The organism is Sphingomonas pituitosa NBRC 102491 (genome assembly GCF_001598435.1).
Lineage (GTDB): Bacteria > Pseudomonadota > Alphaproteobacteria > Sphingomonadales > Sphingomonadaceae > Sphingomonas > Sphingomonas pituitosa.
On record NZ_BCYY01000003.1, the window covers coordinates 1 to 25757 of the forward strand.

Sequence of the window (25757 nt, forward strand, 5' to 3'; positions counted from 1 at the left end):
CTGGGCCCCCTCCCTAGGTACTCCCATAGGTCCACGCCCAAGGCGCAGGTTTCATTCCCGAAGCGTGACAAAATTAGCACGCTCACGGAAATTGCTGATTCTCCGCGGCCGCGCCCTCTTCCCGAGAGCTGATTTATACGATTATTGATCACCCGTTACACGGGTAAGGGAGAGGACCCCCATGAAGATCAACGGCGCGGCCAAGGCCGCGGCGAGCCTGCTTGCGATTGCGATCGCAACGCCAGCGTTCGCGCAGACGAATGCCCAACCGCAGGACGCCGTCACGCCGCAAGCGCCAGCCGCCGACGAGCAGGACACGGCGGAAATCGTCGTCCAGGGCTACCGCGCCTCGCTGCGCACCGCGCTGCAATCGAAGCGCGATGCCGATCGCGTGCAGGAAACCCTCTCGGCGCAGGATCTCGGCAAGCTGCCCGAAGCCTCGATCGCCGAGTCGCTCGCCCGCCTGCCCGGCCTCGCCACCAACCGCGATCGCGGCAACGGCACCCAGATCTCGATCCGCGGCATGGGCCCCAACCTCGTCAACACGCTGCTCAACGGCCGCGAGGTCGTCTCGGCCGAAGCCAACCGCAACATCCGCTATGACGATTACCCGACCGAGTTGCTGAACGGCGCCTTCGTCTACAAGTCGCCCACCGCCTCGCAGGTGGAAGGCGCGATCGCCGGCCAGGTGAACCTGCAGACCGTGCGCCCGCTCGATTTCGGCAAGCGCACCATCGCGATCAACCTGCGCGCCAGCTACAACGATCTCGCGCCCGACATCGCCGATGCCAAGCCATGGGGCTATATCGGCAGCATCTCCTATGTCGACCAGTTCTTCGACAACACGCTGGGCGTGGCACTCGGCTATTCGGGTCGGCGCCAGGCGAACGCGACGGCGCGCACCAACGTGTTCCGCTATACCAACAGCTTTGCCGACCTGAACGGCGACGGCAAGGGCGCGGCCGGCAACAGCGGCGCGCAGGACAACATCCCCTATGGCTATGAGGCGCTGGTGCGCGGCGGCGACGACATCCGCCACGGCGCGCTCGCCGCGGTGCAGTGGAACCCGGGCCATGGCCTGTTCGAGCTGAACGGCGACTTCTTCTACAGCCATGTGAAGTTCACCGAGACGCAGCGCGGCCTGCGCGCCGAGGGCCTGCCCTTCGGCAACAGCTTCTCGAAGCCGACCGTGGTCGACGGCAACGTCACCGGCATCACCGCGACCAACACCGGCGTCGACTTCGGCCTCGACGTGCGCAACGTGAACGAGAGCTTCTTCTTCACCGACGATCTCTATGCCGGCGGCCTCAACGGCAAATGGTCGAAGGACGGCTGGACGGGCATCCTCGACGCCGGCTATTCGACCACGCACCGCAGCCAGCAGTTCCTGACGCTGCGCACCGAGTTCTCGGCGAGCGCGAACGGCTTCACCTTCCAGGACCGCTTCGGCTCGACCGGCACGTTCCTGACCACCCCGGGCCAGGCGGCGAGCTTCAGCTTCAACCATTCGCTGACCGATCCGAACGTCAACCGCATCTCGGAATTCCAGATCCCGACGAACGGCGGCGGCGCGCCGCTGATCAACGACCATCTCTGGACGCTGAAGGGCGAGATCCAGCGCGAGTTCGACAGCGGCTTCGTCAAGCGCCTCACCGGTGGCGGCCGCTTCACCGATCGCGACAAGGACTATACCCAGCGCACCCAGTTCGGCTTCATCGACGCGGCCAACCGCGTCGCGATTCCCTCGAACCTGATCAACGGCAACGTCACCTTCCCCAGCGGCTTCGGCGGCGTGCCGCAGACCCTGTCGATCGACATCCCGGCCGCGATCGACCGCTATTTCGGCTCGCTGGATCCGCAGCAGAGCTTCTTCGACCAGTCGTCGAGCTGGAAGGTGCGCGAATCGACGGTCGCCGCCTATGCCCAGGCCGATCTGGAAGGCACGCTGTTCGGCATCCCCCTCACCGGCAATGCGGGCGTGCGGATGGTGCACACCGACACCAGCTCGCGCAGCACCCAGATCGACGGCCAGGGCGCGGTTGCCGTCGCTACGCCGGTGCGGTTCGACAATGCCTTCACCGACTGGCTGCCCAACCTCAACCTCAACTTCAAGCTGACCGAGAAGCTGCAGATGCGCTTCGGCGCCAGCAAGGCGATCGCGCGCGCGCCGCTCGACGACCTGAACGCGGGCGTGGGCGTGTTCACCAGCGGCGGCGCGCCCTCGGCCAGCGGCGGCAACCCGCTGCTCGAGCCGTTCCGCGCCAAGCAGCTCGACCTTACCTTCGAATGGTATTTCGATCGCGACAGCGCGCTGACGATCTCGGGCTTCTACAAGGACCTCGACACCTTCATCGCCACCCAGACGACCACCCGCAACTTCACCGATGCGGGCGGCAACATCGTCCAGGGCACCTTCACCCAGCCGATCAACGGCCGGGGCGGCACGATCAAGGGCGTGGAAGTGGCCTTCCAGAAGGCGTTCACCTTCCTGCCGGCGCCGTTCGACGGCTTCGGCACCTATCTGAACTATTCGTACACCGACAGCGACATCACCGTGCAGGAGCGTGACAACGCGATCGGCGCGACGGCGCTGCCGGGCCTCTCGAAGCATGTCGGCAACGCCACGCTTTACTACAGCAAGCACGGCTTCGAGGCGCGGATCGCCTATCGCTACCGCAGCAACTATGCGACCGAGCTGGGCGACACCGATCGCCTGCTCTACACGCGCAACGAAGGCGTGCTGGACTTCCAGACCTCGTACAAGTTCCAGAACGGTCCGCTCAGGAACGTCGAGCTGCTGTTCCAGGCCAACAACCTCACCGACGAGCCGTTCGAGACCTATTATGGCGATCCCCGCCTGCAGGGCCGCTATGAGCGGTTCGGCCGTCGCTTCCTCGCCGGCGTGAGCTACAGCTTCTGATGCTGGGCCAGCTTCTCGCCGCTACAGCCCTCGCCGCCGGTTCGCCGGCGGCGAAGGACGACACGCTCTATTTGGGCGCAGACCTCAGCTATGTGAACGAGATGGAGGATTGCGGCGCGGTCTATCGCGATCGCGGCAAGCCGGTCGACCCCTTCACGCTACTCAAGGCCAAGGGCGGCAACATCGTCCGCGTGCGGCTGTGGAACGCGCCCGACTGGACGCGCTACAGCAATTACGACGATGTGCTGAAGACGATCCGTCGCGCCCATGCGGCGGGCCTCAAGGTGCTGCTCGACTTCCATTATTCGGACGACTGGGCCGATGGCGAGAAGCAGCGCCCGCCGGCCGCCTGGGCGAAGCTCGACACCGATGCGCAGGTGAAGGCCGTCTACGCCTATACCAGCGAGATCCTGGCCAGGCTCGCCGCACAAGGCCTGATGCCGGAGATGGTGCAGGTCGGCAACGAGACCAATCCGGAACTGATGGGCGGCGTGATCGGCGAGGCCATCCACTGGGAACGCAATGCCAGGCTGTTCAACGCCGGCATCAAGGCGGTGCGCGACGCCGGCAAGGCCAGCGGCACCCGCCCGAAGGTGATGCTGCACATCGCCCAGCCGGAAAATGTGATGCCGTGGTTCGACCAGGCGACGGTGGCGGGCGTGCTCGATTACGACGTGATCGGGATCAGCTATTACCGGAAATGGTCGAAGCTCGGCATCGACGGCCTCGGCACGGTGATCGCCAAGGCCAAGGAGCGCTACAAGGCGGACGTGATCGTGGTGGAGACCGCCTACCCGTTCACCAACGACGGCGCCGACGCCTCGCCCAACCTGCTGGGCCCCGACACGCTGATCCCCGGCTATCCGGCGACGCCGGACGGCCAGCGCCGCTACCTGATCGACCTGACGCAACAGGTGGTGACCAGCGGCGGCATCGGCGTGGTCTATTGGGAGCCGGCCTGGGTCTCCACCCCGTGCAAGACACGCTGGGGCACCGGCTCGAACTGGGAAAACGCGGCCTGGTTCGATCTCAAGAAGCACGAGGCGCTGCCCGCGTTCGACTTTTTGCGACATGCCTATCGGCCGGCGCAGAAGTAAGGCGTTTCCGCACGCGGTTTCACCGGCGCACCGCCGCCGACCAGTGAAGCCGCGTTCGGGCATGTGCTGCGAGGTGCGGCTGTCCGATGGGGCGTCACTGCACCTCGTCCGCTTTCGGCGGAAGGAGCCCCTCCAGCCGCGGCCGAGGAATGACCGGCTGTGGTCGGGATCTGTCGAACCTTAATCGACGTGTCTTGGGACGAAGCGGTCGTTCGCAGGTCCAGCGGCGAACGTCGGCTCTCGGCTGAAGCGGACAAGAGACGCGCGACGGACCTCGATCGGGGAACGACAAGGGTTGGGGCGATTGCGGACTGTCCGTTTACGGGCGCAGTAACGGGTCAAATTGCCGATCGGGGGGCGGGCGGTACGCCGGTCGGGGGCTCCGACAAAGCGCGCTCAACGGCGCGCTTCACACGGATTCTTGTGTTGCCGATCCATTGGCTCGTGCTGGCGTCGGCTGCACAGCGGCCTGGGAACCTTGCGGCCACACCAGCAGGATCAGCATTGCCACCGCCAGCAGAGCCATCGTCAGCACGCTGCTTTCCGGCCCAGCGTTGCCGCCGGTCAGGAAATCCGGGCCAACAGGCTTCAGTTTCACAAGCAGGGCCGACAGGTTCAGATCGAACCCGGTAATCGGCAACGCAAAGCCAGCGCCTGTGATCCAGTTCCAGCCCGCATGCCATCCCATCAGACCCCAGATGCTGCCGGCGCGCCAGGCCCAGGTGCAAGCAAATAGCCCAAAGATGAACGCCAAGATGGTTATGCTAATCGGCTCGTGTGGCGAGAAGTGAAGGAATGCGAACGCTACCGAACTGGCGATGAACCCCGCCAGCAGGTTCCAACGACGCGTCGCCGTCGAGAGCAGCCAGCCACGGAAGATGAATTCCTCCACACCCGACTGAAACATGAACCCGAGCAGCAGGATCGCGATCCAGAACAGCGATGCGGGAGAGGAAAAGGCGGGAAGGACGTCGTTGCTGACATAGCCGCCGGCGAGCCAGATCGACACGACCGCTAGGACCATCATGCCAACCCCGATCGCCAGTCCCGCCAGATACTTTCGCAATCCTTGCGTGCCGGTCAAACCCAAGGTCGCGAGGCTGCGGCGTTCCACGAACCGCGACCAGGCCCAGACCGCAGCCCCCATCCCCGCGAATGGCAGCGCCAGGTTCAGGCAAAATCCGGCGGCGGACCGTGGCTGCCCATTGGCATTCATTGCGCCTACCCATTCGAGGGCAAAATCGAGCGGGAGGCTGGAGAGTGCGACGAGCAAAATGCAGATCACTGGCGAAAGCCAGGCCCAGGGCAGCCAGCCGCGATGCGGTTCGGAAGAGAAGATCGTGTTGGTCATCCCGGCCCCTTAGCCCACGGGCCAATCCGGATTATAGAACGATTGTGCGCGGCTGCCCGGACCGGTGCCAGGCCAATGGTGTCGTCCCGAAAGTCCGCCTGAAGATCCGACCAAAGTGGCTCTGGTCTGCGAATCCGGCCTCGTGGGCCGCTTCGGCCATGCCCAGCCCGGCACGCAGCAGCCGCCCAGCCCGCTCAAGCCTGCGGCATTGCAGATAGCGATAGGGACTGGTCCCCAGCAGTGTACGGAAGTCGCGAGAAAGCTGCCAGCGGTCATAACCGGCGAGTTCTTCGAGCTGAGCGAGATTCGTCCCCGGCGCCGGAACGCAGTCAAGGAATTCGCGCACCCGCATTACCGCTTCGCGATTGACATTCTTCCTGGCCGGCGGCGCGCGCCCTTCGCACCGCTGCATCGCGCACACGAACTGGTGGAGCGCATCCTGATAACCGAACAGATCAACCTCGGCGGTGCACATCGCGATCAGGCCAAGCGCCGAGGCGACGAGATAGGCGTTGGTTGAAACACCTTCAGCCAGAAATGGCAGCGCCGCTCCCCCAATCACGTTCTGGATGTGAGCAGGTGGCACATAGGCCGCCCTATAGGAAAAGCCGGTCTGGTCGCAGCAATATCCATCGTGTACTTCGTCAGGGTGCAGGACCGCCGCTTGCCCGGGCAGCGACTGCCAACGCTTCCCCAGATAATTGAACGATTGCACCCCGGCTGTGGTCAGCGCGATCGTATAGGTATCGTGGCGGTGCGGCGAAAACGCGCCCTCGCGAAGCTGCGCTTCTACCAGCTCGACCCCGGAACCATGCAGACAGGCTTCGTGATTCTCCGCATTGGACTGCATCGGTTGATATTGCCGCGGAACCGGGCGTTCGCAAGTGTCTGGGCTTGCCACCGGTGACGAGTTTATGTCCGCTTTCAGGCGGTCGCTAGCAGAGCAACAATGTCTGAAACTGGCGCGCAAAGCCGACCGGCCGGTTTGCGCGACCCGATTGGCGGGTTTCAGCAAAAGCCGACGCTCACATCAACGACACTGAATGTCTTGAGCTGGTCGGCAGGTGCCGCTAGCGCACGACAATCGCGGAACCTGGTACAGTGCGTGGCCATCGAGAGCACGGGCGGCATTTCGGCCGCCAGAAGTTCCAGGAACGCGCGCACCCTCGGCACCATTTCTCGACGCAACGGGAACAGGACGAAACGGCCCTGTTCCTCGTCGTATCGCCAGCCGGCTTCCGGCTGCAGCGGTTGTCGGGCGCTGTTGACCGGGTAGAGATTTGTCGTGCGCGGGTATGCGTCCTACGCCATGGCGGCCCGCACCATCGCGCTGTCGACCACCTGCTCCATGCTGACGATCTTGCCGTCCTTCAGCCGGTAGAGGTGCGCGAAGGTGGCGCGCATCGCCTTGCCGGTCGCCTTGTAGGTGCCGGAATAGACGCCGAACGCGGCCACATGATCGCCATCCGCCAGGTAGCTGTGCACCTCCGCATGGTAGCCGATCCACTCGCGGCCCAGGCGCTGGAACACGCCGGCGGCGATCGCCTCCGGCCCCACATAGGTGCCGGCATAGGGAAAGCCGGCCGCTTCGGTCCAGCGCGCGTCGGGCGCCAGTGCCGCCATCAGCGCCCGGCCATTATCTTCCGACGCGCCTTCATAGGTCGCCCGGATCACGTCCAGATTGCTCGTCATCTCAACCCCACTGCATTTCGCCGGTGGCGACCTTGGCACCGATGTCGAGCGCGACGCCCATGCCCAGGCCCGGGAAGCGCGCTTCCATCGCGGCCTTGAGCGCGGCGGCATCGGCGGCGCGGGGCAGTTCCTCGTCGAACGCGGTGAGATAGGCGATGGTGAAGGCGATGGCGGAACTGTCTGTCGTGGCCGTCGCTGCCATATGACCGGGGACGACGATTTCCGGCTTGCGCGCGGCGAGTGCCGCCAGGTTCGCGCGCCAGCTTGCCCGCTGCGCGGTGGTCGGCGTGTCCGCGGTCCAGACATGGACACCGGAGAAGACCAGCACGCCGCCGACCACCGCGTTGAGCGCGGGCACGAACAGCGTCCGCCGATTGGCGAGGCCATCCGCTGCGAGGATCTCGATCGTCTCGCCGTCCACCTGCAGCGTCGCGCCGTCGAAGCTTTCGGGAAACACGATGTCGGACAGCGCCTGCGGGCCGTTTTCCTTGAGCTGCGGGCCCCAGACGGCGAGCTTCTTCTCGACGCTGGCGCGGATCGCTGCGACGGTTGCGGAAGCGGCGATCACGCGCGCCTTCGGAAAGGCGGCGACGATCGGCTTGAGGCTGAAATAGTAATCCGGGTCGGACTGGCTGACATAGATGGTCGTCAGCGTCTTGCCGGTGGCGCGGATCGCCTCGGCGACCTTCAGCCCGTCCGGAAAGGTGAAGCCGCAGTCGATCAGCACGGCCTCGGTGCCGCCGCTGATCAGCACCGGCGCGCGGTAGAAGCCGTTCTCGCCGGCGGGGAAGTGGTGCCAGGTCAGCGGCCCGGCAGCCCTGGCGATGCCGGCGGCGCTCGCGGCGGCGAGAGCGCCGGTGGCGGCTACGGTCTTCATGACGTTCCTCCTCGTGAACATGGTCGGTCTCCGGGAACAGGGGAAAGCGTTGGATCAGGCAGTCTTGAGCGAGGCGATGAGGGCGGCCGCGTCGCCGAGCAGCGCGTTCGCCGGCACCAGCCGGCGCGCCTCGCCGCTGCCGGCGAGCATGGCGGGCACGCCATTGGCGCCGAACCGCCGCATTGCCGCCTGGCCTTGCGCGATGCGTGCCTGGCAGGCGGCGTGCAGCGCGTCGTCGGGTCGCGCCAGTCGATCGGCTGCCTCGACGAGGCCGAGCTCGCGCAGCGTCTCGGCGAGCACCGCGAGATCGGTCACATCGCGTCCCTGCACGAAGCGCGCGGCCTGGATCGCCTGCAAGGCCTCCGCCTCGCGATCGGCTGCGGTCAGCGCGACGGCGGTGAGCGCCAGGGTGGCAGGTCCGGAATCGAAGCGTCCGGGCGTGCCCAGCACCTGATCGCGATAGGCGGCGCTGAACGGCTGGCCGGTCATCTCCGCGATGCGTTCGTCATTGCGCCACGCGAATGCGGCAAAGGCCTTGTCCATCGCGCGCGCGCCCTGGCCGGCGAACAGGCCGGTCGGCAGATACGCGATGGCAAGATCTGCATCGGCGGCGAGCCGTGCGAGAACCGGCGCGGCGCCGTAGCACCAGCCGCACAGCGGATCGAACAGATAGGTGGCGTGTGCAACTTGGGCCATGCCGGGGTCTCCTTAGCGCCAGGATATGCCACGCGGCGACTGATCGAAGAAGACCGACAAACGATACAGACTATATGCTATAGGCTAACAATCAACCTTGCCTGAGCGCCGATCATGAACCTGAATCGCCTTTCCTATTTCGCCGCCGTGGTCGACACGGGTTCGTTCACCCGCGCGGCCGAGCGGCTGGGCATCACCAAGGCGGTCGTCAGCCAGCAGGTCGCGCAGCTGGAGCGGGACCTCCAGACGAGCCTGCTGGTCCGCACGACGCGGCGGGTGCAGCCGACCGAGGCGGGCCGGATGCTGCACGCGCGCTGCGTGCTGATCCTGCGCGAAGCCGAAGAGGCGGTGGACGAACTGGCGCTGACGGTCGCCGAGCCCACCGGCGTGCTGCGGATCACGGCGCCCAACGACTATGGCATCGCCGCGATCGTGCCGGTGGTGACGGCCTTTACCGCTCGCTATCCGGGCTGCCGGGTGGAGCTGACGCTGGGCGACACGACGCAGGATCTGGCCGACGGCCGGATCGACCTGGCGATCCGCGTCGGCTGGCTGCCCGATTCCAGCCTGCTGGCCCGGCGGATCGGCAGCTTTCGGCAAGTGCTGGTGGGTGGCGAGCGCCTGGTCGACCAGATCGCGGCGGTGCACCGGCCGGACGACCTTGCCGCCCTGCCCTTCATCGCCAACCTGGCGCTGCGCGATCCGCTGGCCTGGACCTTCGCGCGCGGCGACAGCGAGCAGCAGGCGGTCCGCCTGCGCGCAAGCATCGCCATCGATACGACGCCGGGCGTACTGGCCGCGGTGCTGGGCGGTGGCGGGCTTTCGGTTCTGCCCGACTATCTCGTCGCGGACGCACTCGCATCGGGGCGCCTGCACCATGTGCTGCCCGAATGGCAGCTGCCGTCCGGCGGCATTTACACCGTCTACCCGGCCGCGCGCTTCCGGCCGCGCAAGGTGACCGCCTTTGTCGACATGCTGGTCGCCACCACACGCTCGATGGCAAGAGAGGGCGGCGGCTGAAGGGCTGGTGACCGGGCGCATGCATCGGCCCGGCGATTGTGGCAGACAGAGCGCATGCACGACGCCTTCGACGACCTGACGATCGGCCATATCAAGCTGCTGCTCAGCGCAGCCGACCTGGGCAGCTTCACCCAGGCGGCGAATGCGTCCGGCCTTTCTCCTGCGGCGGTGAGCAAGGCGATCATGCGGTTCGAGCAGCGGCTGGGCGTTCCGCTCTTCCTGCGGAGCACGCGGACGATGCGTCTGACCGACATTGGAGATCGCTATGTGGCCGATTGCCGGGAAGCGCTGGCGCTGCTCCATCGTGCGGAACAGGCAGCGGCGGACGCGCAGGCCGAACCGGCCGGGCAATTGCGGGTGAGCCTGCCCACCCCCTATGCCCATTGGCGACTGCCCAGATTGCTGTCGGCATTCCAGGCGCGCTTCCCGCACATCCAGGTGAGGCTGCACATCAGCGATCGTTCGGTGAGCCTTGGCAACGATGCCTTCGACATTGCCATTCGCGGCCATGAGCTTGCGGATTCAGGCATGGTCGCGCGCAAGCTGGAAGATGCCGAACTGGTGATCGTCGCCGCGCCCGAGTATCTCGCGCGGGCGCCTGCGCCGAACCGCCCGCAGGACCTGCTCCAGCATCAATGCATCCAGTTCCGGCTTCCGGGCAGCGGCAGGATTTCGACCTGGAGCTACCGGGAGGGCGGCGTCCGCAAGGAGATTGCGACCAACGGCAATCTCGTCTGCGAAGATGAATATGTGGGGGGTATCGCGCTGGCGCGGGCCGGTGCCGGCATTTATCAGATGTACCGGTTCGCCGTGGAAGAAGACCTGGCAGCGGGACGCCTGATCGAGCTGTTACCGGCCTATGGCGGAGCGACTCGACCGTTCTACCTGATCTATCCCGATGGCATCACCCAGCCGGCCAAGCTGCGCGCGTTCATCGACTTCCTGGCCGAGACGCTCGTGAAAGCGCCCCGGCCAGGACAACCGGCGTAATCGACGATCAGACTTCCTGCGCGGCAACGCGCGGGAAGGGCAGCGCCGGCGAGCTGGGGTTTGCCACCGGCGCACCGCGAAGCTGGCGGGACAGCGGCAACCATGTCGAAAAGATCGGCGCTGTCCGGTCGAAGGCCTTGGTGAGGCCAAGCCCGTCGGGAAGCAGCGTACCGAGCGACGGCATCGCCATCATCGCCTCGACCGAAGCACGCAGGGCCGGAATGTCGGTATCGAGCAGCGCAGACCGGTTGGTGGTGAGGATCGCGATCTGCTTTTCGTCCGGCTGGTCGAGCAGCCATACCGTGCCGAGACCGGCGCGCTCGGCTGCGGCGCGCAGCACCGGCCAGAGAGTATCCAGCGCGGCCCGGGTGGCGTCTGCATCGCCGGTATAGTGCCAGCGCTCGAAGCGGTTGACGCCGTGCGTCTCTACGGGTGCAAAGTCATGCGCGCCGACGACCTTCCAGATATGCTTGTCGACCTGCGGGAAAATCTCGCGGTTCCAGAATTTCACACCGGGTTCGAACTCGAGCGCTTCGACCGTCCATTTGAAGTATTTCTGCACGTTGTCCCAGGTGTCGAACACATAGCGCCCGCCGCACAGCGGCCCGCCTGTCACCGGGTCATGCTGGAACGGCGTGTATTTGCGGTTCATGCCCGCATGAATATCCATCACCCGCCGCTCGATCTCGACGAAATCGTTCAGCATGTCGAACGGAATATCGGACTTCATCACAATATCCGACGTCATCGCAGCTTCGGCATTGATTTTGCCGATGCCATAGCCAAGCACTTCCATTGTCATAATCCTCCTACATCAGGCGCAGGATCTGGAGGTTACTCCTCCTCGTCTGCCGAGCATCATGTAGAAGTGGCTGCAATCGGCAGCTATGGGCCAGACGTTGTTTCAGTTATTCCCAGGCGGAACAACTGGCGCGGGGACAAACGAAAAGAGCATCCGCACAGGCGTGCGCATGCTCCCATCGATCAGTATCCGGCAACGGCGCGCGGATCAGCCGCGAAACACCGGCGTCGGGCCCGAGCTGCGCTGCGCCGGCAGTCGCTCGCGCAGCGCGGCGATGCGCGCCTCGCCCTGGATCAGCGCCGCCTTGTTGGTGTGGACCGAATAATAGCCCGTCACCAGATCGTGCGGATGCTCGATCGCCGAGGCGACCACGAAGCGGGCGCCCTCTGCCGAGGCCACGAGCGGGATCGCCCCCGCACCCTCGAGCAGCGCCAGTTCGCCGGTATGCACCGTGAGGTCGCCGACCAGCGCACCGTGGCTGATCGCCAGCCAGGCCACATCATGATCGGCAGGCGGTGTGTAGGTCCAGCGCTCGCCCGGGGCGAGCGTCACCAGCAGATAGTTGATCCCGGCCGGCGCGCGCACCGGGCTCACCGCGCCGTCCAGTTCGCCGAGGATCACCGTCGCCGGGCCGACCACCGGCATGTCCTGTGCTTCGATATACTGGCTGTCGACCGCCGCGTTCTCCAGTTCGGGCGGCAGCGCCAGCCACAGCTGGAAGCCCTTGATCCGCGGCGAGCTGCCCTTGGACATTTCCTTGCCGTGCCACACACCGCCACCGGCGCGCATCCATTCGACGCCGCCATAGCCGATCGACCCCGAACCCGAGATCGGATCGTCGAAATGCAGGTCGCCTTCGGTCAGCACGGTAACGGTGGCAATGCCCGAATGCGGGTGGATCGGCATGTCGCCGATCGATGCGGCCTCGGGCGAGAACAGGTCGAGGAACACGAACGGCTTGAGCACCTGGCCGAGATCGCCGGGGCTCATCAGGCGGATGATCGGGCGATGGCCCTGGCCAGACGTCTTGAAACGGACGCGTCGTTGCGTGGCGATCATGGCGGGTGCGTTCATGGCGGCGTTCCTTTCGTTGCTCGTTCTGGAGCGATGCGAAAGGAATGCCGGATCATCGCCTATCGCAGAAGCCACTGATATTCGATCGCCGCTATCGGTAGGCCCGATGGATGCCGCTACTCCACGTGCTGGGCGCAATGCTTCAGCCGCTCGATCATCCAGCGTCCCGCCGGTCCCGGGGGCGTCGATGCACGATAGATGGCGAACATCGGCAGCGCGGCGCCGCCGGGCGGCACGTTCTGGATCGACAGTTCGACCAGCCGCCCTTCCTCCAGGTCTTGCTTGACGACGTGATACGGCATCCCGCCCCAGCCGAGACCGCGCAGCAGGAACGCATGCTTGGCGGCGAGATCGGCCAGCCGCCAGGTCGAGGGGGCTATCACTCCGAATTGCTGGCCCTCGGACAGGCTGGATCGATCGGTGAGAACAAGTTGCGTGTGGCGCGCCAGTTCCTCCGACGGGATGACGCCGCGATACGCGGCGAGCGGATGGGTCGCCGCTGCCACCATCATCATCTTGACGTCGGCAATGCGCTCGGCGGTGACATCGGGCGGAAGCACGGGCATCGAGCCTACCAGGGCGAAGCCCGCCCGCCCCTCGAGCACCGGCTGCATCGCGGAGCCCAGCGCCTCGACATACAGCCGCAGGGGCGTGGAGGGGAATTCGACGCCGAACTGTTCGGCAACGTCGGCCACGACACCGATCGGCACGAACACGTCGATCACCGCGATCAGTTCGGGCTCCAATCCGCCCGCCATGCCCTTGGCGCGGGCGCGCAGCTCGTCGAGCGCGGTCGCCACCGCGCGCGCATCCGCGATCAGCACCGCGCCTTCCGGCGTCAGTCGCGGGTAACGGCCGGTGCGATCGAACAGCGCCACCGACAGTTGCGCTTCCAGATTGGCGATCGATTCGCTGACTGCCGACTGCGTCCGCCGCAGCGCACGTGCCGCCGAGGAGAAGCTGCCTTCGTTCACCACCGCGATGAACGCGCGCAACTGGCCCAGCGAAATGGCGTCGATCATCGGCAGCTCCTTCCATCGGGGAATTCGATGGGTGCGATCGGATAATAGAGGCTGCCCCGGCCGCTGCAAGCGTGCGATCTGGGTCTCGGCAGGGAGCAACGACGCTTCGATTTCCGCGGAAGCGGCGCTCAAAACGACGTGTTCCTGCCCGGTGAATTGTCACTGTGATCGTTACACACCATCGGAAGGATCGGTCAGGTGCCCACCAGTTCCCGCTTCGTCGTTGCCGTCCACGCGCTTGCTGCCATGGCAGTGGGCGACGGCGCGCCGCTGCGATCCGAGGATCTGGCGGCATCGGCCAATACCAGCGCGGTCGTGATCCGGGGGCTGTTGTCCCGGCTGCACCAGGCGGGGCTCACCGGCTCGCAGCTTGGGGCCGGCGGCGGCGCGTTGCTGGCCAAGCCGGCAGCCCGGATCCGCCTGCTCGATGTCTATGCAGCGGTGGAGGATACCGCGCTGTTCACGCTGCACCGCATGCCGCCGCTGGGCGGCTGCGCGGTGGGCGGGAACATCCAGGAAGCCCTCCGCCCGGTGCTCGACGGTGCCCGCGCCGCCATGGAGGCGGAACTGGCTCGCGTGACGATCGCCGACATCGCCGCCGACGTCGCCCGGCTGGGCAAGTTCGCACTACCGCTCAGACGGGGCTGATCTGCCGGCCCAAGCCGGCGCAACCCTTACCCTTTCCACCTTCGGTTACGGCCAGCCCATGGGGCGCTGCCGTTCCCTTTCGCATGCCCCATTTCTTCAGGAGACATGACATGACTATCGGTATCATCGGTTCGGGCGCACTCGGCTCGAACGTCGCCCGTGCCCTTGCCAGCAAGGGCGTGCCGACCATTCTCGCCAACAAGCGCGGCCCGGATTCGCTCGCCTCGCTGGTCGCGGAACTCGGCGACACGGTGACGGCGGGCACGGTAGCCGACGCGGCCGCCGCCGACATCGTCGTGCTGGCGATGCCCTGGGTCGCGCTGGAGGACGTGCTCGGCGGACTGCCTGCCTGGAACAACCGCATCGTGATCGACGGCACCAATCCGGTGATCTTCCTCGAACCCGGTTCGCCTGAGGCCAGCGACCCCAGCAACCCGCTCGCCGCCTATGGCATCAAGGCCGTCGACCTGGGCGATACCCATTCGAGCGCCCTGGTCGCCAAGCTGGTTCCCGGCGCCCGCGTGGTGAAGGCGTTCAATCATCTCGACGTCAACGTCCTGCCCGAGCCCGAAGCCGCCGGTGGCCAGCGTGTGCTGTTCTATTCGGGTGACGATGCGGACGCCAAGACGCAGGTGCGCGCCATCCTGGAGACGATCGGCTTCTTCCCGATCGACCTGGGCACGCTGGACGTCGGCGGTCCGCTCGCCTCGCTGCCCTTTGGTGCGCTCGCCATGCACAACCTCGTGCGCATCTGAATGGCCTCGCCCCGCCGTTCCCACCGGGACGGCGGGCCCTGGAGCGCTGCAGTGAAAACGACCAGGGGAGCCGCCACCAACGTGACGGCTCCCCTGGCGTATGTACCTGCGGCTGGCGGAAATCAGGCGTGCAGCGCCGCGATCTGCGCCTGCGCTGCCTCCACCGCCGTGGCGCGGTGTTCCGGGCTGACGGCAATGCCTTCCGCGACGATCGCCTCGGCGTTCAGGCCGATAAAGGCGAAGGCGGTCTTCAGATAGCTTTCGGTGTGCTCGAAGGACGCGATCGGCGATTCGCTGCCGTAGAAGCCGCCGCGCGCGATCGTGAGGAGGATGCGCTTGCCCGGCACCAGACCGGTCGGCTTGCCGTCGACATAGCTGAACGTCTTGCCGGCGACGAGCACGCGGTCGATCCATGCCTTCAGCTGGCTGGGAATGCCGAAATTATACAGGCCGGCACCGATCACGACGATGTCGGCGGCGATAAACTCTTCCAGCACGTCGGCACCCAGCGCGATGTCCGCCTGGAGCTCGGGCGTGCGATCGGCCTCGGCGCTCTGCAACGCGGCGAGATAGCCGCCCGACAGATGCGGGATCGGGTTGGCCGCCACGTCACGATAGGTGACTTCGATGTCGCTGCGGCCGGCGGTCAGCTGGGCGACGGCCTCGGCCGAGAGCTGGCGGCTGACCGAATAGCCGCCGAGAATGCTGGAATCGATGTGCAGAAGCTTCATGGGGAGATCCTTTGGTGCCGGGCGCGATGCGTTCGTCGCCTTCTGGAACGGGATCTAATGCGCGCTCGGGGTCACCAAAACTGGCCAAGTTTCGATCGAACTATTCGATGAAATCGGTATGCTGATCGACCCGGCAGGTGCCGCGGCGTTGCCCAAGGACATGCGATGATCTCGGATCCCGGAACCCCGACGCTCGACCAGCTGCGTGTGCTGGTAGCCGTGGTGGAGACGGGCAGCTTCGCCGCCGCCGCGCGCAAGCTGAACCGTGCCACCTCGGTCATCAGCTATACGATCGCCAATCTGGAGGCGCAGCTGGGGCTTCGGCTGTTCGATCGGGAGGGCACGCGCAAGCCGCAGCTAACCCAGGCCGGCCGGATGATCGTCGGCGAAGCGCGACTGGTGGCGAGCGGGATCGACTCGCTGCGCGCCAAGACCAAGGGGCTGTTGCAGGGGCTGGAATCCGAACTGCACCTGGTGCTCGACACCTTCCTGCCCCAGGCGCGGGTGGTCGATGCGCTGACGGCGTTCTTCCAGACCTTCCCCACCGTGTCGCTGCATCTGTCGGTCGAGACGCTGGGCGCGGTGACGCAGCGGGTGATGGATCGTCGTGCGAGCATCGGCGTGAGCGGGCCGCTGGACACGATGGCCGGCATCGATCGGATCGCCATCGGCGCCGTGCGGCTGGTGCCGGTCGCGGCGAAGAACCATCCGCTGGCGCTGGCCGGGCGCACGCTGCCCGGTGCCGGGCGCGCGCATATCCAGCTGGTGCTGACCGATCGTTCGCCGCTGACCGAAGGCAAGGACTTTGCGGTGATGAGCAGCCAGACGTGGCGGCTGGCCGATGTGTCGTCCAAGCACATGCTGCTCAACGCCGGCATCGGCTGGGGCTATATGCCCGAACCGATGGTGCACGACGATCTCGAGGCGGAGCGCCTGGTGATCCTCGACATGCCCGATGCGCCGCCGGGTGACTATACGATGCACGCCATCCACCGCAGCGACACGCCGCCGGGGCCCGCGGCCGCATGGCTGATCGAGCGGCTGCGGAACCAGCAACCCGCGTAGCAGCGCGTCGCGGTCAATCGCCCGTGCCCGGGCAGACCGACCCGGTCTGGTCGATGATGTCCAGCGCGGTCGCGATCTGCGATGCCTGGGACGGCGTGAAGCCGCACAGGATCAGGAACAGCGGCAGCCAGATCATGGCCGGCGCGCGCGCGGTGCCGTGACCACGATAAACGCCATCGCCAGCATCAGCGTTGCGATCGCGGAAAAGATCGGATCCGCCAGCACAAGCTGTAGCCGCGCATAGACCGATGCGAGCGCGGCGATGCCGGCAAGAACGTAGAATCCGCGAACCAGCAGGTGCAGCGGGTTGATCGGCGGGCGCTTCGCGTTGTGGTGGGCGCCGCTGCGGAGGGTGAAGGTCGTCATTGCGGGTCTCCTGGCCAGGCGGATCAGGCGGCGAACGGCCGGGGGTTGCGGACGAGCTCGCGGATCTCCTCGATCGCCTCGCGCAGGAAGCCCGCGCCCAGCAGCCGATCGGTTTCCGCCTGCGGCAGCGCCTCGCCCTGCAGGCGGAACATCACGGCGTAGCGGCGCAGCGCCTCCAGCCGGGGGTCGGCAAGGCCGTTGGTCCGCTGGCCGCCGAACAGCAGGCCGATCAGTGCGTCGATCCGGCCCGGTGCGCGCAGCGTCGCGCGGCCGTCGAGGCGGGACAGCTGCACCACCTGGCGCTCCAGCGGCGCGATGTGCGGCACGGCATCGTGGCGGGGTGCCGGCGCAGCGATCGCGGCGCGGGGAAGGTCGAACGCCAGATCCAGATACGCCATGTCGCAAGTCCTTTCCGTCAGCCGCGGCGCGCCTTGGCCGCAGGGACGTACTGGGCCCATCGCCGATTCCGAAACAGCCGAATAAGGTCGAACGGAACGATCGATGAAATCGAACAGTTCGGCCGCACCTCAGGCAGCGCGGTCGAGCAGCAGGGCAGCGTTGCCGCGGTAGATGGCGGCACGTGACAGGCCCGGCGCATCCAGCCTTTCCAGTTCGGCCGCGAAGGTCTTCAGCCCGAAATCGGGCGCCATCGGGAAATCGGTGCCGAACAGGATGTGCGTGGGATCGGCAATCTGCTCGAGCGCGGCAAAGACAGGCGCGCCGGCCGCCAGCGCCGTATCGTAATAGAAGGCGCGGAACGCCGCCGCCGGATCGCCCACCCGCTCGATCACGCCGGGCATCATGTTCAGCGACAGCGCGATACGCGGGAACAGATAGGGCAGCGCGCCCCCGGCATGGGAGAGGATGAAGCGGATTGCCGGGAAGCGCGTGAGCACGCCCGCGAGGATCAGGCTGGTGGCGGTGCGCGTCGTCTCGAACGGAAATTCCAGCACCGATGCCGGCGCGACGGCGGGCAAGGCGTAGCTCGGCGCGTTGGGATGGATGAGCACCACCGCACCGCGCCGGTCCAGTTCTTCCCACAGCGGCGTGAACCGGTCGTCGCCCAGATAGGCGCCGTCATAGCTGGTGAACAGGATGAACCCGTCCGCCTTCAGCGTATCCAGCGCGTGCGACACCTCGGCCAGGCTCGCGTCGATGTCCGGCAGTGGCAGACTGGCAAAGGCGCCGAACCGGCCCGGATACTGCTGGCGCAGCGCGGCGGCGGCATCATTGCAGTCGCGGGCGACGCGGATCGGATCGGCGATCCTGGGCACCGACGATACCGACAATATGCCTTCCGCGATCCCGGCCGCGTCCATCATCGCGATCGCCCGCTCCGGCGACCAGTCGGGCGCGCGCTTGTTCGGCATCTGCGCGGCGAGCACGTCCATGCCGACGGCATCGACATAGGCCTTGGGGAAGAAATGCTGATGCGTGTCGATCTTGCCCGATGCCATGGCACGGACTCCTTTTTGGCCGCCGGACCTCGACCCGAGGCGCCGGAAGCGGGGAACGGGACAGGCCTAGGAAATCTTGTACTGGCCGCCGTCGACGGGAACCGCCTGCCCCGTGATGAAGCCTGCGTCGTCGCTGGACAGGAAGCACACCGCGCCGGCGATATCGCTGGGTTCGGCGAAGCGCTTGATCGCCTGCTGCTGCCAGGTCTGGCGCTTGACCTCTTCGGGCATGTCCTGGGTGAGGCGCGTGTTGGTGATCGCGGGCAGCACGGCGTTCACGGTGATGCCCGAATCCGCCACGTCGTTGGCCAGCCCGCGCACGAAGCCGATCACGCCCATCTTCGACGCCATGTAATGGCTCATGCCGGGGATCGCGATGCCGATCGAATTGGACGAGATGTTGACGAAGCGGCCCCAGTTGTTGCGGCGCATCTGCGGCACGAACTGCTTGGCGCTGAGGAAATGCGAATCCAGGTTGATCGAGAAGGTGCGCTTCCACTGCTCGAAGTCGAGCTCGTCGATGCGCTTGTCGCTGCCGATGCCCGCATTGTTGACGACGATGTCGGTGCGGCCGAAGCGGTCCTGGACCATCGCATCGATGCGCGCCCAGTCGGCGGCGCTGGTCACGTCGCCGGTGGCGACCAGGCTCTCGTCGCCGATCCTCCGCGCCGTTTCCTGCGCTTCCTCGATGTCGACGAGCACCAGCCGGGCGCCATGCGCGGCGAGCTTGACGGCGATCGCCTGGCCGATGCCGCGCGCCGCGCCGGTGACGATGGCGACACGGCCTTCATGGCTCAATCTTGGGTCGTTCATGGAAATGCCTTCGCGTTGGGAGAAAGGTGCGGCGCCAACCCGTGGCAGCGCCGCAGTTTCGGTCAGAATGCGTATTGCGGTTCGTTCGCGCTGTGGCGGGCGTTGATCCAGATCGTGTCGCTGAAATCGTTCATGCAATCCGGCCCGGTGCGGCCCCAGCCGCTGTCGCGCACGCCGCCCAGCGGCACATGCGCTTCGTCGTTGACCGTCGCGGTGTTGACGTTGACCACGCCGGCCTGGATGCGCGGCGCCAGTTCCAGTCCGCGATAGCTGTCCCCGCTGAGGATCGAGGCAACCAGGCCGTACGACGTGCGGTTGGCGACGCGAACCGCATCCTCCACCGAATCCACCGGCTCCACGATCACCACCGGCCCGAACGTCTCTTCGTTCGAGATGGTCGCTGCATAAGGCACGTTGGTCAGGATGGTCGGGTGGTAGACCTGGCCGTCATGCGTGCCGCCGGTCTCGATCTTGGCGCCCAGCGCCACCGCTTCGGCGATGCCCTTGCTGACCTTCTCGATCGCCGCCTTGTTGATCAGCGGCCCGATCAGCGTTGCGGGGTTCGACGGGTCACCCATCGGCAGCTGGCGCGCGCGGGCGACGAACTTCTCGAGGAACTTCTCGTACAGCGGGCGCGCGATGATCACCTTGCGGGTGTTCATGCAGATCTGGCCCTGGTGGAAGAACGCGCCGAACGTGGCGGTGCGTACCGCGAAGTCGATATCGACATCGTCGAGCACGATCAGCGGGTTATAGCCGCCCAATTCCAGCACGCTGCGCTTCAGCGTGCGGCCGGCCCGCTCGGCAAGGATGCGCGCGGTGCCGACGCCGCCGATCAGGTTAATGCAGCGCACATGCGGCGAGGCGAACACCGCGTCCGCAATCGCGCCCGCGCCACCGGGGGCATGCGGCACGACGTTGATGACGCCGGCGGGGAAGCCCGCCTCTTCCGCGATCCGCGCCACCATCAGCCCCGCCGAGACCGGCGCGAATTCGGATGGCTTGATGATGACGGTGTTGCCCGCCGCCAGCGGCCCCAGCGCGGCGCGCCACGACAGGATGTTGGCGCCGTTCCACGGGGTGAAGCAGGCGACCACGCCCAGCGGGCGACGGATGCTCATGGAGAGCCGGCCTTGGACATCGGTCGGGAAGGTCTCGCCCTTGGGCTGATGCACCCAGCCTGCCGCAGCTTCGAGGTTTTCGACGACGAGCGTCTGCTGGAACCGGGCGAAGGAAATCGTGCTGCCGGTTTCGCGCGAAAGGATATCAGCGATCTCGTCGGAGCGTTCGCGGTAGAGGGCGGCGGCCTTCAGGAACAGGGCGGCACGCTTGGTCGGCGCCATCGCGGCCCATGCCGGAAACGCCGCCTGGGCGGCCTCGATCGCGGCCATGGCATCGGCCTGACCGCCGGATGCGATGCGCGCCATCAGCTTGCCGCTATAGGGCTCGTGCACGTCGAACCTGGCGCCGTCCGCTGCGTCTATCCATTCGCCACCGGAATACAGGCGGTGGGTTTCGATCTCGCTCATGGTCAACCTTTCAAGCTACGCGGTTGCACGCTCCCGTCGCCGGGATCGCAGTCGATCCCGCCGGGGCGATGGTGTGGGCGGCCAGGCCGCCGATAAGGGGGACGGTCAGGCGCGCGGGGCGCCCGACCGCGCGGGGATCAGAAGCTGCCGCCGCCCATCGCGGCCAGGAACGCCTGCGGGTTCCAATATTCGCGGTAGTTGACGATCAGCCCGTCGCGGAACGTCACGAAGGTGGCATAGCGCATCTCATAGGGATTGCCGTTGGCCAGCACCGTGCCCGATGCGCTCCAGTCGGCGATCGCCACATCGGGATCGTCGGTCGCATGGATCTTCACGCTGGGCAGCGCGCGGATGTCGATCGCATCGGGATAGCCGCGAAGATATTCGTAGAGCGCGGCGCGGCCCTCGATCCGCGCGGGCGCGCCCGGGGGTGCGAAGGGAAACTCGGCGACGACGTCCTCGGCGCAAAGCTCGGTCCAGCCCTTCATGTCCTTGGCGAGGAAGGCGTCGAGGCTGCGCTGTACGCGCTGCGCGGAGGTGAGCACTTCAGTCATTGGTTATTCCTTGGTTTCGGGTGCAACAGGTTCAGGCGATCGTGGCGGCGATGCGTTCGGCAAGCATCATCGTCGGGAAGGCGGTGGCAACCGAGGGAACATCCGGCCAGATCGAGGCATCGACCACGCGCAGCCCGGTGATGCCGCGCACGCGCCCGTCGATATCGACGACGGCCTTCGGGTCCTTTGATCCGCCCATCGGCACGGTCGAGGTCGGATGCTGATAGGTGAGCACCAAAGCAGCCAGCGTGGCGTTGATCGCCGCCCGGTCCTTCACCGCCGCGCCGGGGGCGAGTTCGCCGCCGATCATGTCGGCAAACGGCTTGTTGCGGGCGATGTCGCGGATCATCTCGACGCCGTCGACCAGCCGCTCGCGGTCGCTCGCGTCTTTCAGGAAGCCCAGGTCGATCACCGGCGCCGCATGGGGATCGCGGCTGTTGATGGTAAGCGAGCCGATCGAGCGCGGGCGTACCAGCGCGGCGAACAGCAGGAACATCGGCGGCGCCTTGGGATCTTCGGGCAGGGTTGCGGTGCTGATGTTGAGATCGGCCTCGTCGCCCAGCGCATGGCCCGATGCGGTCCACAGCATCGCGCCGATCGGCGGATAGGGCAGCCCCACCGCTTCCTTGCGGATCGACCATACGGTCGGCACCAGCGGATGGTCCTGCAACTGGCGGCCCACCGGCAGATCGGCGACCACCGGGATGCCCAGCCCGCGCAGCGTGGCCGCCGGGCCGATGCCGGACCGCATCAGGATCGCGGGGCTGACATAGGTGCCGGCGGACAGGATCACCTCGCCGGCGGTGACGACCTCGCCGCCCGCCAGCCGCACGCCGGTGGCGCGGCTGCCCTGCATCACCACCGCGTCGACCAGCGTCTGGTCGCGGATCGTCAGGTTCGGGCGCGCGCGTACCGCGTCGCCCAGCAGCGTCATGCCGGTGTTCAGCCGCACGCCCATCCGGGTGTTCATCACATAGGGCCCGACGCCCAGCGGACGCTCGGTCGCGAACCCGGCCGAGCGGGCATGGCCGGCGGCGAGCGCGGAGGCGATGAAGGCGCGGTGCTGGTCGGAGATTTCCTCCTCGCCCAGCTGGTGCACCGGGAACGGGCCGTCATGCCCCTCCCCGCCCGTACCCGAGGTCCGCTCGAGCGACTTGTAGAAGGGGTGCGTCGCGTCCCAGCTAAGCGCCGCAAGATCATGGTTCCGCGCCCAGCGGTCGTGGTCGTTCTTCGGCAGGCGCATCGCCACCGCACCGTTGATCGCCGAAGAGCCGCCGAGCACCTTGCCGCGGTTGAGCGGGATCTTGCGGCCCAGCACGCCGGGCTCGCTCTGGAAACCCCAGTCATGCTGCGCATCGCCGCCGACCAGGTCCTGGCGCCGCACCGCATCGGGATAGGCGTTGGGCGGATAGGCCTTGCCCGCTTCGATCAGCAGCACCCGGCGGGCGGGATCGGCGCTCAGCCGGTTGGCGAGCACGGCGCCTGCGGAACCGCCGCCGACGATGATGACGTCGAAGTTGCCACGCCCCGCGGTTTTCGCTTCCGCTGCACCGGCCGTGACCAGCGCGAGCGTTGCAGCCCCACCGGCAAGAACATCGCGCCTGTCCAGGCGGTTCTTCGACATTTCATCATCAGAGCGCATTCTATGGTCCTTGCTCATCGGCCACGCCGGTGGAGATACTCTTGCTCGACGCACCAGAGCCCCCTTCGAAAAGGAGCGAATGCCTTTCGAACGGGAGCTTCAAACTGGATCGTTTCAAGCGCGATCTGGTGGTGCCACGGCGGCTCGCACCGAAGAAGCCGCTATTATTCGATGGCTATCATCGGCCCGGCCGATGGAGCGACATCCGCGGGCACGGCCGCTCGTCCGCTGGCCCTCCAAGCCTGGACAGGCTCCCATTTCAGCCACCACGCGTTGCGACCGTGTTTGCCCGAACGGGGCCGCATGCTTCCGGCATGTGCCGGGCACCGTCCCGGGCTCCTTCCGGGGTCCAGCAGGAGGGCATGTGGCGGCGCGGCTCGCCGCCCTCGCCCTTTGGTTCTAGTGGGTCCCGGCCCTAGAGCGCCAATGCTATCAGTTGCGCCAGTCCGTTCGCACCCGTCTTCGCCAACACGGCGGCACGATGATCCTCGACGGTCTTCGGGCTGAGGCCGAGCAAGCCGGCTACCACCTTGTTGCTGTGTCCCTTGACCAGAAGGTCGAACACCTGCCGTTCTCGTGGCGTCAGGGCTCGGGTGCGGGCGAGCGCCGATCGCCGCCGGGAGGCCCATTCGACTCCCTCCTCGACCGCAGCAACGAGCCGGTCCTCGTCGATCGGCTTCTCGAGATAGTCGAGCCCGCCATAGCGGCGGACGGAGTCGACGGCGTTGGCGGTCGTCGGCCAGGCGGTCATGAAGATGATGGCGGCGGCGGGGTCGATCGCCCGAATCGCGTCCGCCAGGCCGAAGCCGTCGAGATCGCCCATCATCACGTCGGTGACGATGCACGCCGCCGGCGCCTCCGAATAGAATCGGAGCAGCATGGCCGGGTCCAGGAATGCCTCTGCCGCAAAGCCGTGCCGCCGCAGCAGGCGCGCGACGCTCGCGCCGAGATCCGCATCGTCATCGACCACGTAGACGGGGCCCTTGTCGGTCATACGGCTTCTCCAAAGCGCGGCAGCGTGACCGTAGCCCGCATGACGTTCGAAAGGCGCTCGCGCACAAGGGTGCCGCCATGGGCTTCCAGGATCGCGCGGGCGATGTGCGTCCCCACGCCCATACCCTCTGCGACGTGCGGCGTGCCGGTGCAGCGATTGGCTACCACGATCCGCGCGCGCGATGCCTCGCGGCTTACCTTGAGCTCCACCCGTCCGTCCTCGCAGGCCTGGATGGCGTTGCGCAGCAGATTGATGATCGCCTGCGCCAGCTCCACCTCCTGCCCGAGGACGACGAGGTCGGGATCGATCGGCGCGATCGACAGCGCTACGCCCGCGGCCTTCGCTTCGGGTGCGGCGAGCGCGGCAACGCTTTCGATCAGGGCGGCGACCGGCAGCGGGCTGGGCTCGTCTGCAGCGCGACCGCCGAAACGACGCAGGCGCCGGACGAGCCCCGCAAGCGTGGTTGCCTTGCGATCGATCAGCGCGCTGCTGGCGGCGACCTCCGGGTCCGCATCGCGGGTGATCGCGTGCAGATGCCGCGCTTCGATCGCGAGCGTCGAGAGCGGCTGGCTGATTTCGTGGATGACCGCGACCGACATCGCCCGCAAGGTCTTGAGCCGCTCCGCCTGGAAGAGCAGCCGGTCGCGCCGCTCGAGATCCCGTCGGGCGCGACGCTGCGCTTCGGCGAAGCTGCCCGCCAGATAGCCGACGACGGCAAGGCTCGCCAAATGAAGGTGCAGGACCAGCCGGTCCCCCGTGGAAAGCGCGCCGGCGGAACGATGCAATGTCAGCAGGAGCGTCAGCGCGATCGCGATCCAGGCCGCACCGCGCCCGAAGCGCATTCCGATCCACACGACCGCCAGCAGAGTGAGCGTCGTGGCGTCTCCCAGACCGATTTGCTGGAGCAGGTTGCCAGCCGCCAGGGCGGCGCCCAGCACCAGACTTGCTTCGAGTGCCGCCGCAGGCGGCGGCGGCTTGGGCGGCGAATCGCGACCGGTGACCAGGTCGCCGATCCAGAGCACCGGCGGGCCGACGCTGAGCACGCCGAGCAGATCTCCGACCGTGAACGCCGCCAGCGACTCGACCACCTCCCGCGCGCCCCTCACGCCGGTGAGTTCGGGCAGGTACAGCGCCTGCGGCAGCGCGAAGAGTGCTGCCACGAACGGGGCGAAGAAGGTGGCGAGGCCGAAGGGCATCGGCGCGATCAGCACGTTCGCGCGCGTGCCGCCGGCAAGCCACCGGATCACCGCGACGGTAAGGCCATAGGCAAGTACGGGGCGGACGACGCCGAAGACGGCCATCGCCAGATCGGGCATGCCGAACCAGAGCAGGCCGCTCGCCGCATCGCTCGCCAGTTCGACAAGCGCGACCCAGGGAAGCAGTCGCGGCCCTGCGCGCCACAGCAGCGCGAGCCGCAGCCCGGCAGCAGGGAACCAGAGCGAGTAGAAACCACGCCCGCCCCAGAAGCCCGCCACCCAATGCGCAAGGGCGAAGCCCACGGCATACAGCGCCAGCAGCAGCCAGTCCCAGCGGCGCGGGCACAGGAAGGAAACGACACGCAAGAACAGGTTCGTCGAGGTCGGCATTCCGCTGCCTGTGGCAGCTGCCTCCTTGCGCCAGAACCCGGAAAATACCCGGTCCCCGGAGGAGGGGCGGGTTTTT

At 66.9% G+C, this 25757-nt stretch carries 26 protein-coding genes; 7 read left to right on the plus strand and 19 right to left on the minus strand.

Translation table 11 applies throughout. The features are described from left to right. The first annotated feature begins 181 nt into the window (after positions 1-181). Complete coding sequence (locus SPI01S_RS04810) at positions 182-2920, plus strand: TonB-dependent receptor (RefSeq protein WP_066719010.1); 2739 nt, start codon at positions 182-184, stop codon at positions 2918-2920. Then, on the plus strand, positions 2920-4017 hold the full coding sequence (locus tag SPI01S_RS04815) for a glycoside hydrolase family 53 protein (RefSeq protein ID WP_066719012.1): 1098 nt from the start codon (positions 2920-2922) through the stop codon (positions 4015-4017). The genes SPI01S_RS04810 and SPI01S_RS04815 overlap by 1 nt, the downstream gene beginning before the upstream one ends. A 409-nt stretch (positions 4018-4426) precedes the next feature. On the opposite strand, the gene SPI01S_RS04820 is transcribed toward SPI01S_RS04815, so the two are convergent. The 5 genes from SPI01S_RS04820 to SPI01S_RS04840 all read right to left on the minus strand — a co-directional run bounded on the left by SPI01S_RS04820 (position 4427) and on the right by SPI01S_RS04840 (position 8633). Then, positions 4427-5368: a CPBP family intramembrane glutamic endopeptidase gene (locus SPI01S_RS04820; protein WP_066719014.1), complete on the minus strand. Its 942-nt coding sequence runs from the start codon at positions 5366-5368 to the stop codon at positions 4427-4429. Between the two features lie 31 nt (positions 5369-5399). Then, entirely contained in the window at positions 5400-6218 is an 819-nt protein-coding gene (locus tag SPI01S_RS04825) for an AraC family transcriptional regulator (RefSeq protein WP_066719016.1), read from the minus strand. A gap of 452 nt (positions 6219-6670) precedes the next feature. Further along, positions 6671-7060 carry a nuclear transport factor 2 family protein gene (locus tag SPI01S_RS04830; protein WP_066719019.1) on the minus strand — a complete coding sequence of 130 codons (390 nt, stop codon included), beginning with the start codon at positions 7058-7060 and terminating at the stop codon, positions 6671-6673. Between the two features lies 1 nt (position 7061). Then, positions 7062-7937: an MBL fold metallo-hydrolase gene (locus tag SPI01S_RS04835; protein WP_066719022.1), complete on the minus strand. Its 876-nt coding sequence runs from the start codon at positions 7935-7937 to the stop codon at positions 7062-7064. A gap of 54 nt (positions 7938-7991) precedes the next feature. Next, the gene (locus SPI01S_RS04840) at positions 7992-8633 is read right to left on the minus strand and encodes a DsbA family protein (RefSeq protein WP_066719026.1); all 642 of its coding nucleotides are present in this window, start codon (positions 8631-8633) and stop codon (positions 7992-7994) included. A 114-nt stretch (positions 8634-8747) separates the two neighbouring features. Here SPI01S_RS04840 and SPI01S_RS04845 point away from each other — a divergent pair, with 114 nt between their 5' ends. After that, positions 8748-9653, plus strand: a complete 906-nt coding sequence (locus SPI01S_RS04845; RefSeq protein ID WP_066719028.1) for a LysR family transcriptional regulator — start codon at positions 8748-8750, stop codon at positions 9651-9653. Between the two features lie 54 nt (positions 9654-9707). Then, positions 9708-10643 (plus strand): LysR family transcriptional regulator, encoded by a 936-nt coding sequence (locus tag SPI01S_RS04850; protein WP_066719031.1) that lies wholly within the window; start codon positions 9708-9710, stop codon positions 10641-10643. Between the two features lie 7 nt (positions 10644-10650). Here SPI01S_RS04850 and SPI01S_RS04855 read toward each other — a convergent pair whose 3' ends face one another. The 3 genes from SPI01S_RS04855 to SPI01S_RS04865 form a co-directional block, all read right to left on the minus strand. After that, positions 10651-11439: a hypothetical protein gene (locus SPI01S_RS04855; RefSeq protein ID WP_066719034.1), complete on the minus strand. Its 789-nt coding sequence runs from the start codon at positions 11437-11439 to the stop codon at positions 10651-10653. A gap of 213 nt (positions 11440-11652) precedes the next feature. Next, positions 11653-12519, minus strand: coding sequence for a pirin family protein (locus tag SPI01S_RS04860; RefSeq protein WP_066719037.1), 867 nt, complete (start codon positions 12517-12519; stop codon positions 11653-11655). 116 nt (positions 12520-12635) lie between these two features. Continuing rightward, on the minus strand, positions 12636-13541 hold the full coding sequence (locus SPI01S_RS04865) for a LysR family transcriptional regulator (RefSeq protein ID WP_066719038.1): 906 nt from the start codon (positions 13539-13541) through the stop codon (positions 12636-12638). Positions 13542-13739: 198 nt separating this feature from the next. Between SPI01S_RS04865 and SPI01S_RS04870 the strand changes: the two genes are divergently transcribed. Both SPI01S_RS04870 and SPI01S_RS04875 read left to right on the plus strand, forming a co-directional pair. Continuing rightward, the gene (locus SPI01S_RS04870; protein ID WP_066719040.1) at positions 13740-14189 is read left to right on the plus strand and encodes an Rrf2 family transcriptional regulator; all 450 of its coding nucleotides are present in this window, start codon (positions 13740-13742) and stop codon (positions 14187-14189) included. A 110-nt stretch (positions 14190-14299) separates the two neighbouring features. Then, on the plus strand, positions 14300-14944 hold the full coding sequence (locus tag SPI01S_RS04875) for an NADPH-dependent F420 reductase (protein WP_066719042.1): 645 nt from the start codon (positions 14300-14302) through the stop codon (positions 14942-14944). A gap of 122 nt (positions 14945-15066) precedes the next feature. On the opposite strand, the gene SPI01S_RS04880 is transcribed toward SPI01S_RS04875, so the two are convergent. Beyond that, the gene (locus tag SPI01S_RS04880) at positions 15067-15675 is read right to left on the minus strand and encodes an FMN-dependent NADH-azoreductase (RefSeq protein WP_066719045.1); all 609 of its coding nucleotides are present in this window, start codon (positions 15673-15675) and stop codon (positions 15067-15069) included. A 168-nt stretch (positions 15676-15843) separates the two neighbouring features. On the opposite strand from SPI01S_RS04880, the gene SPI01S_RS04885 reads away from it, so the two are divergent. Further along, positions 15844-16740, plus strand: a complete 897-nt coding sequence (locus SPI01S_RS04885) for a LysR family transcriptional regulator (RefSeq protein WP_218017577.1) — start codon at positions 15844-15846, stop codon at positions 16738-16740. 13 nt (positions 16741-16753) lie between these two features. Here SPI01S_RS04885 and SPI01S_RS23220 read toward each other — a convergent pair whose 3' ends face one another. From SPI01S_RS23220 to SPI01S_RS04930, 10 genes are all read right to left on the minus strand, one after another. Then, entirely contained in the window at positions 16754-16876 is a 123-nt protein-coding gene (locus SPI01S_RS23220) for a hypothetical protein (RefSeq protein WP_281179426.1), read from the minus strand. Then, positions 16873-17106, minus strand: a complete 234-nt coding sequence (locus tag SPI01S_RS04890) for a hypothetical protein (RefSeq protein ID WP_066719049.1) — start codon at positions 17104-17106, stop codon at positions 16873-16875. Before SPI01S_RS04890 ends, SPI01S_RS23220 begins: the two co-directional genes overlap by 4 nt. A gap of 23 nt (positions 17107-17129) precedes the next feature. After that, positions 17130-17504, minus strand: a complete 375-nt coding sequence (locus tag SPI01S_RS04895; protein ID WP_066719052.1) for a hypothetical protein — start codon at positions 17502-17504, stop codon at positions 17130-17132. Between the two features lie 129 nt (positions 17505-17633). Then, the gene (locus SPI01S_RS04900; protein WP_066719055.1) at positions 17634-18563 is read right to left on the minus strand and encodes an amidohydrolase family protein; all 930 of its coding nucleotides are present in this window, start codon (positions 18561-18563) and stop codon (positions 17634-17636) included. A 66-nt stretch (positions 18564-18629) separates the two neighbouring features. Next, the gene (locus SPI01S_RS04905) at positions 18630-19376 is read right to left on the minus strand and encodes an SDR family NAD(P)-dependent oxidoreductase (RefSeq protein WP_066719058.1); all 747 of its coding nucleotides are present in this window, start codon (positions 19374-19376) and stop codon (positions 18630-18632) included. 62 nt (positions 19377-19438) lie between these two features. Next, positions 19439-20905 (minus strand): aldehyde dehydrogenase family protein, encoded by a 1467-nt coding sequence (locus tag SPI01S_RS04910; protein ID WP_066719061.1) that lies wholly within the window; start codon positions 20903-20905, stop codon positions 19439-19441. 137 nt (positions 20906-21042) lie between these two features. After that, positions 21043-21459, minus strand: coding sequence for a nuclear transport factor 2 family protein (locus tag SPI01S_RS04915; RefSeq protein ID WP_066719062.1), 417 nt, complete (start codon positions 21457-21459; stop codon positions 21043-21045). A 31-nt stretch (positions 21460-21490) separates the two neighbouring features. Then, on the minus strand, positions 21491-23101 hold the full coding sequence (locus SPI01S_RS04920; protein WP_218017575.1) for a GMC family oxidoreductase: 1611 nt from the start codon (positions 23099-23101) through the stop codon (positions 21491-21493). 415 nt (positions 23102-23516) lie between these two features. Then, positions 23517-24095, minus strand: coding sequence for a response regulator transcription factor (locus SPI01S_RS04925; RefSeq protein WP_066719066.1), 579 nt, complete (start codon positions 24093-24095; stop codon positions 23517-23519). Then, complete coding sequence (locus tag SPI01S_RS04930; protein ID WP_245653482.1) at positions 24092-25681, minus strand: ATP-binding protein; 1590 nt, start codon at positions 25679-25681, stop codon at positions 24092-24094. The genes SPI01S_RS04925 and SPI01S_RS04930 overlap by 4 nt, the downstream gene beginning before the upstream one ends. Between the last annotated feature and the right edge of the window lie 76 nt (positions 25682-25757).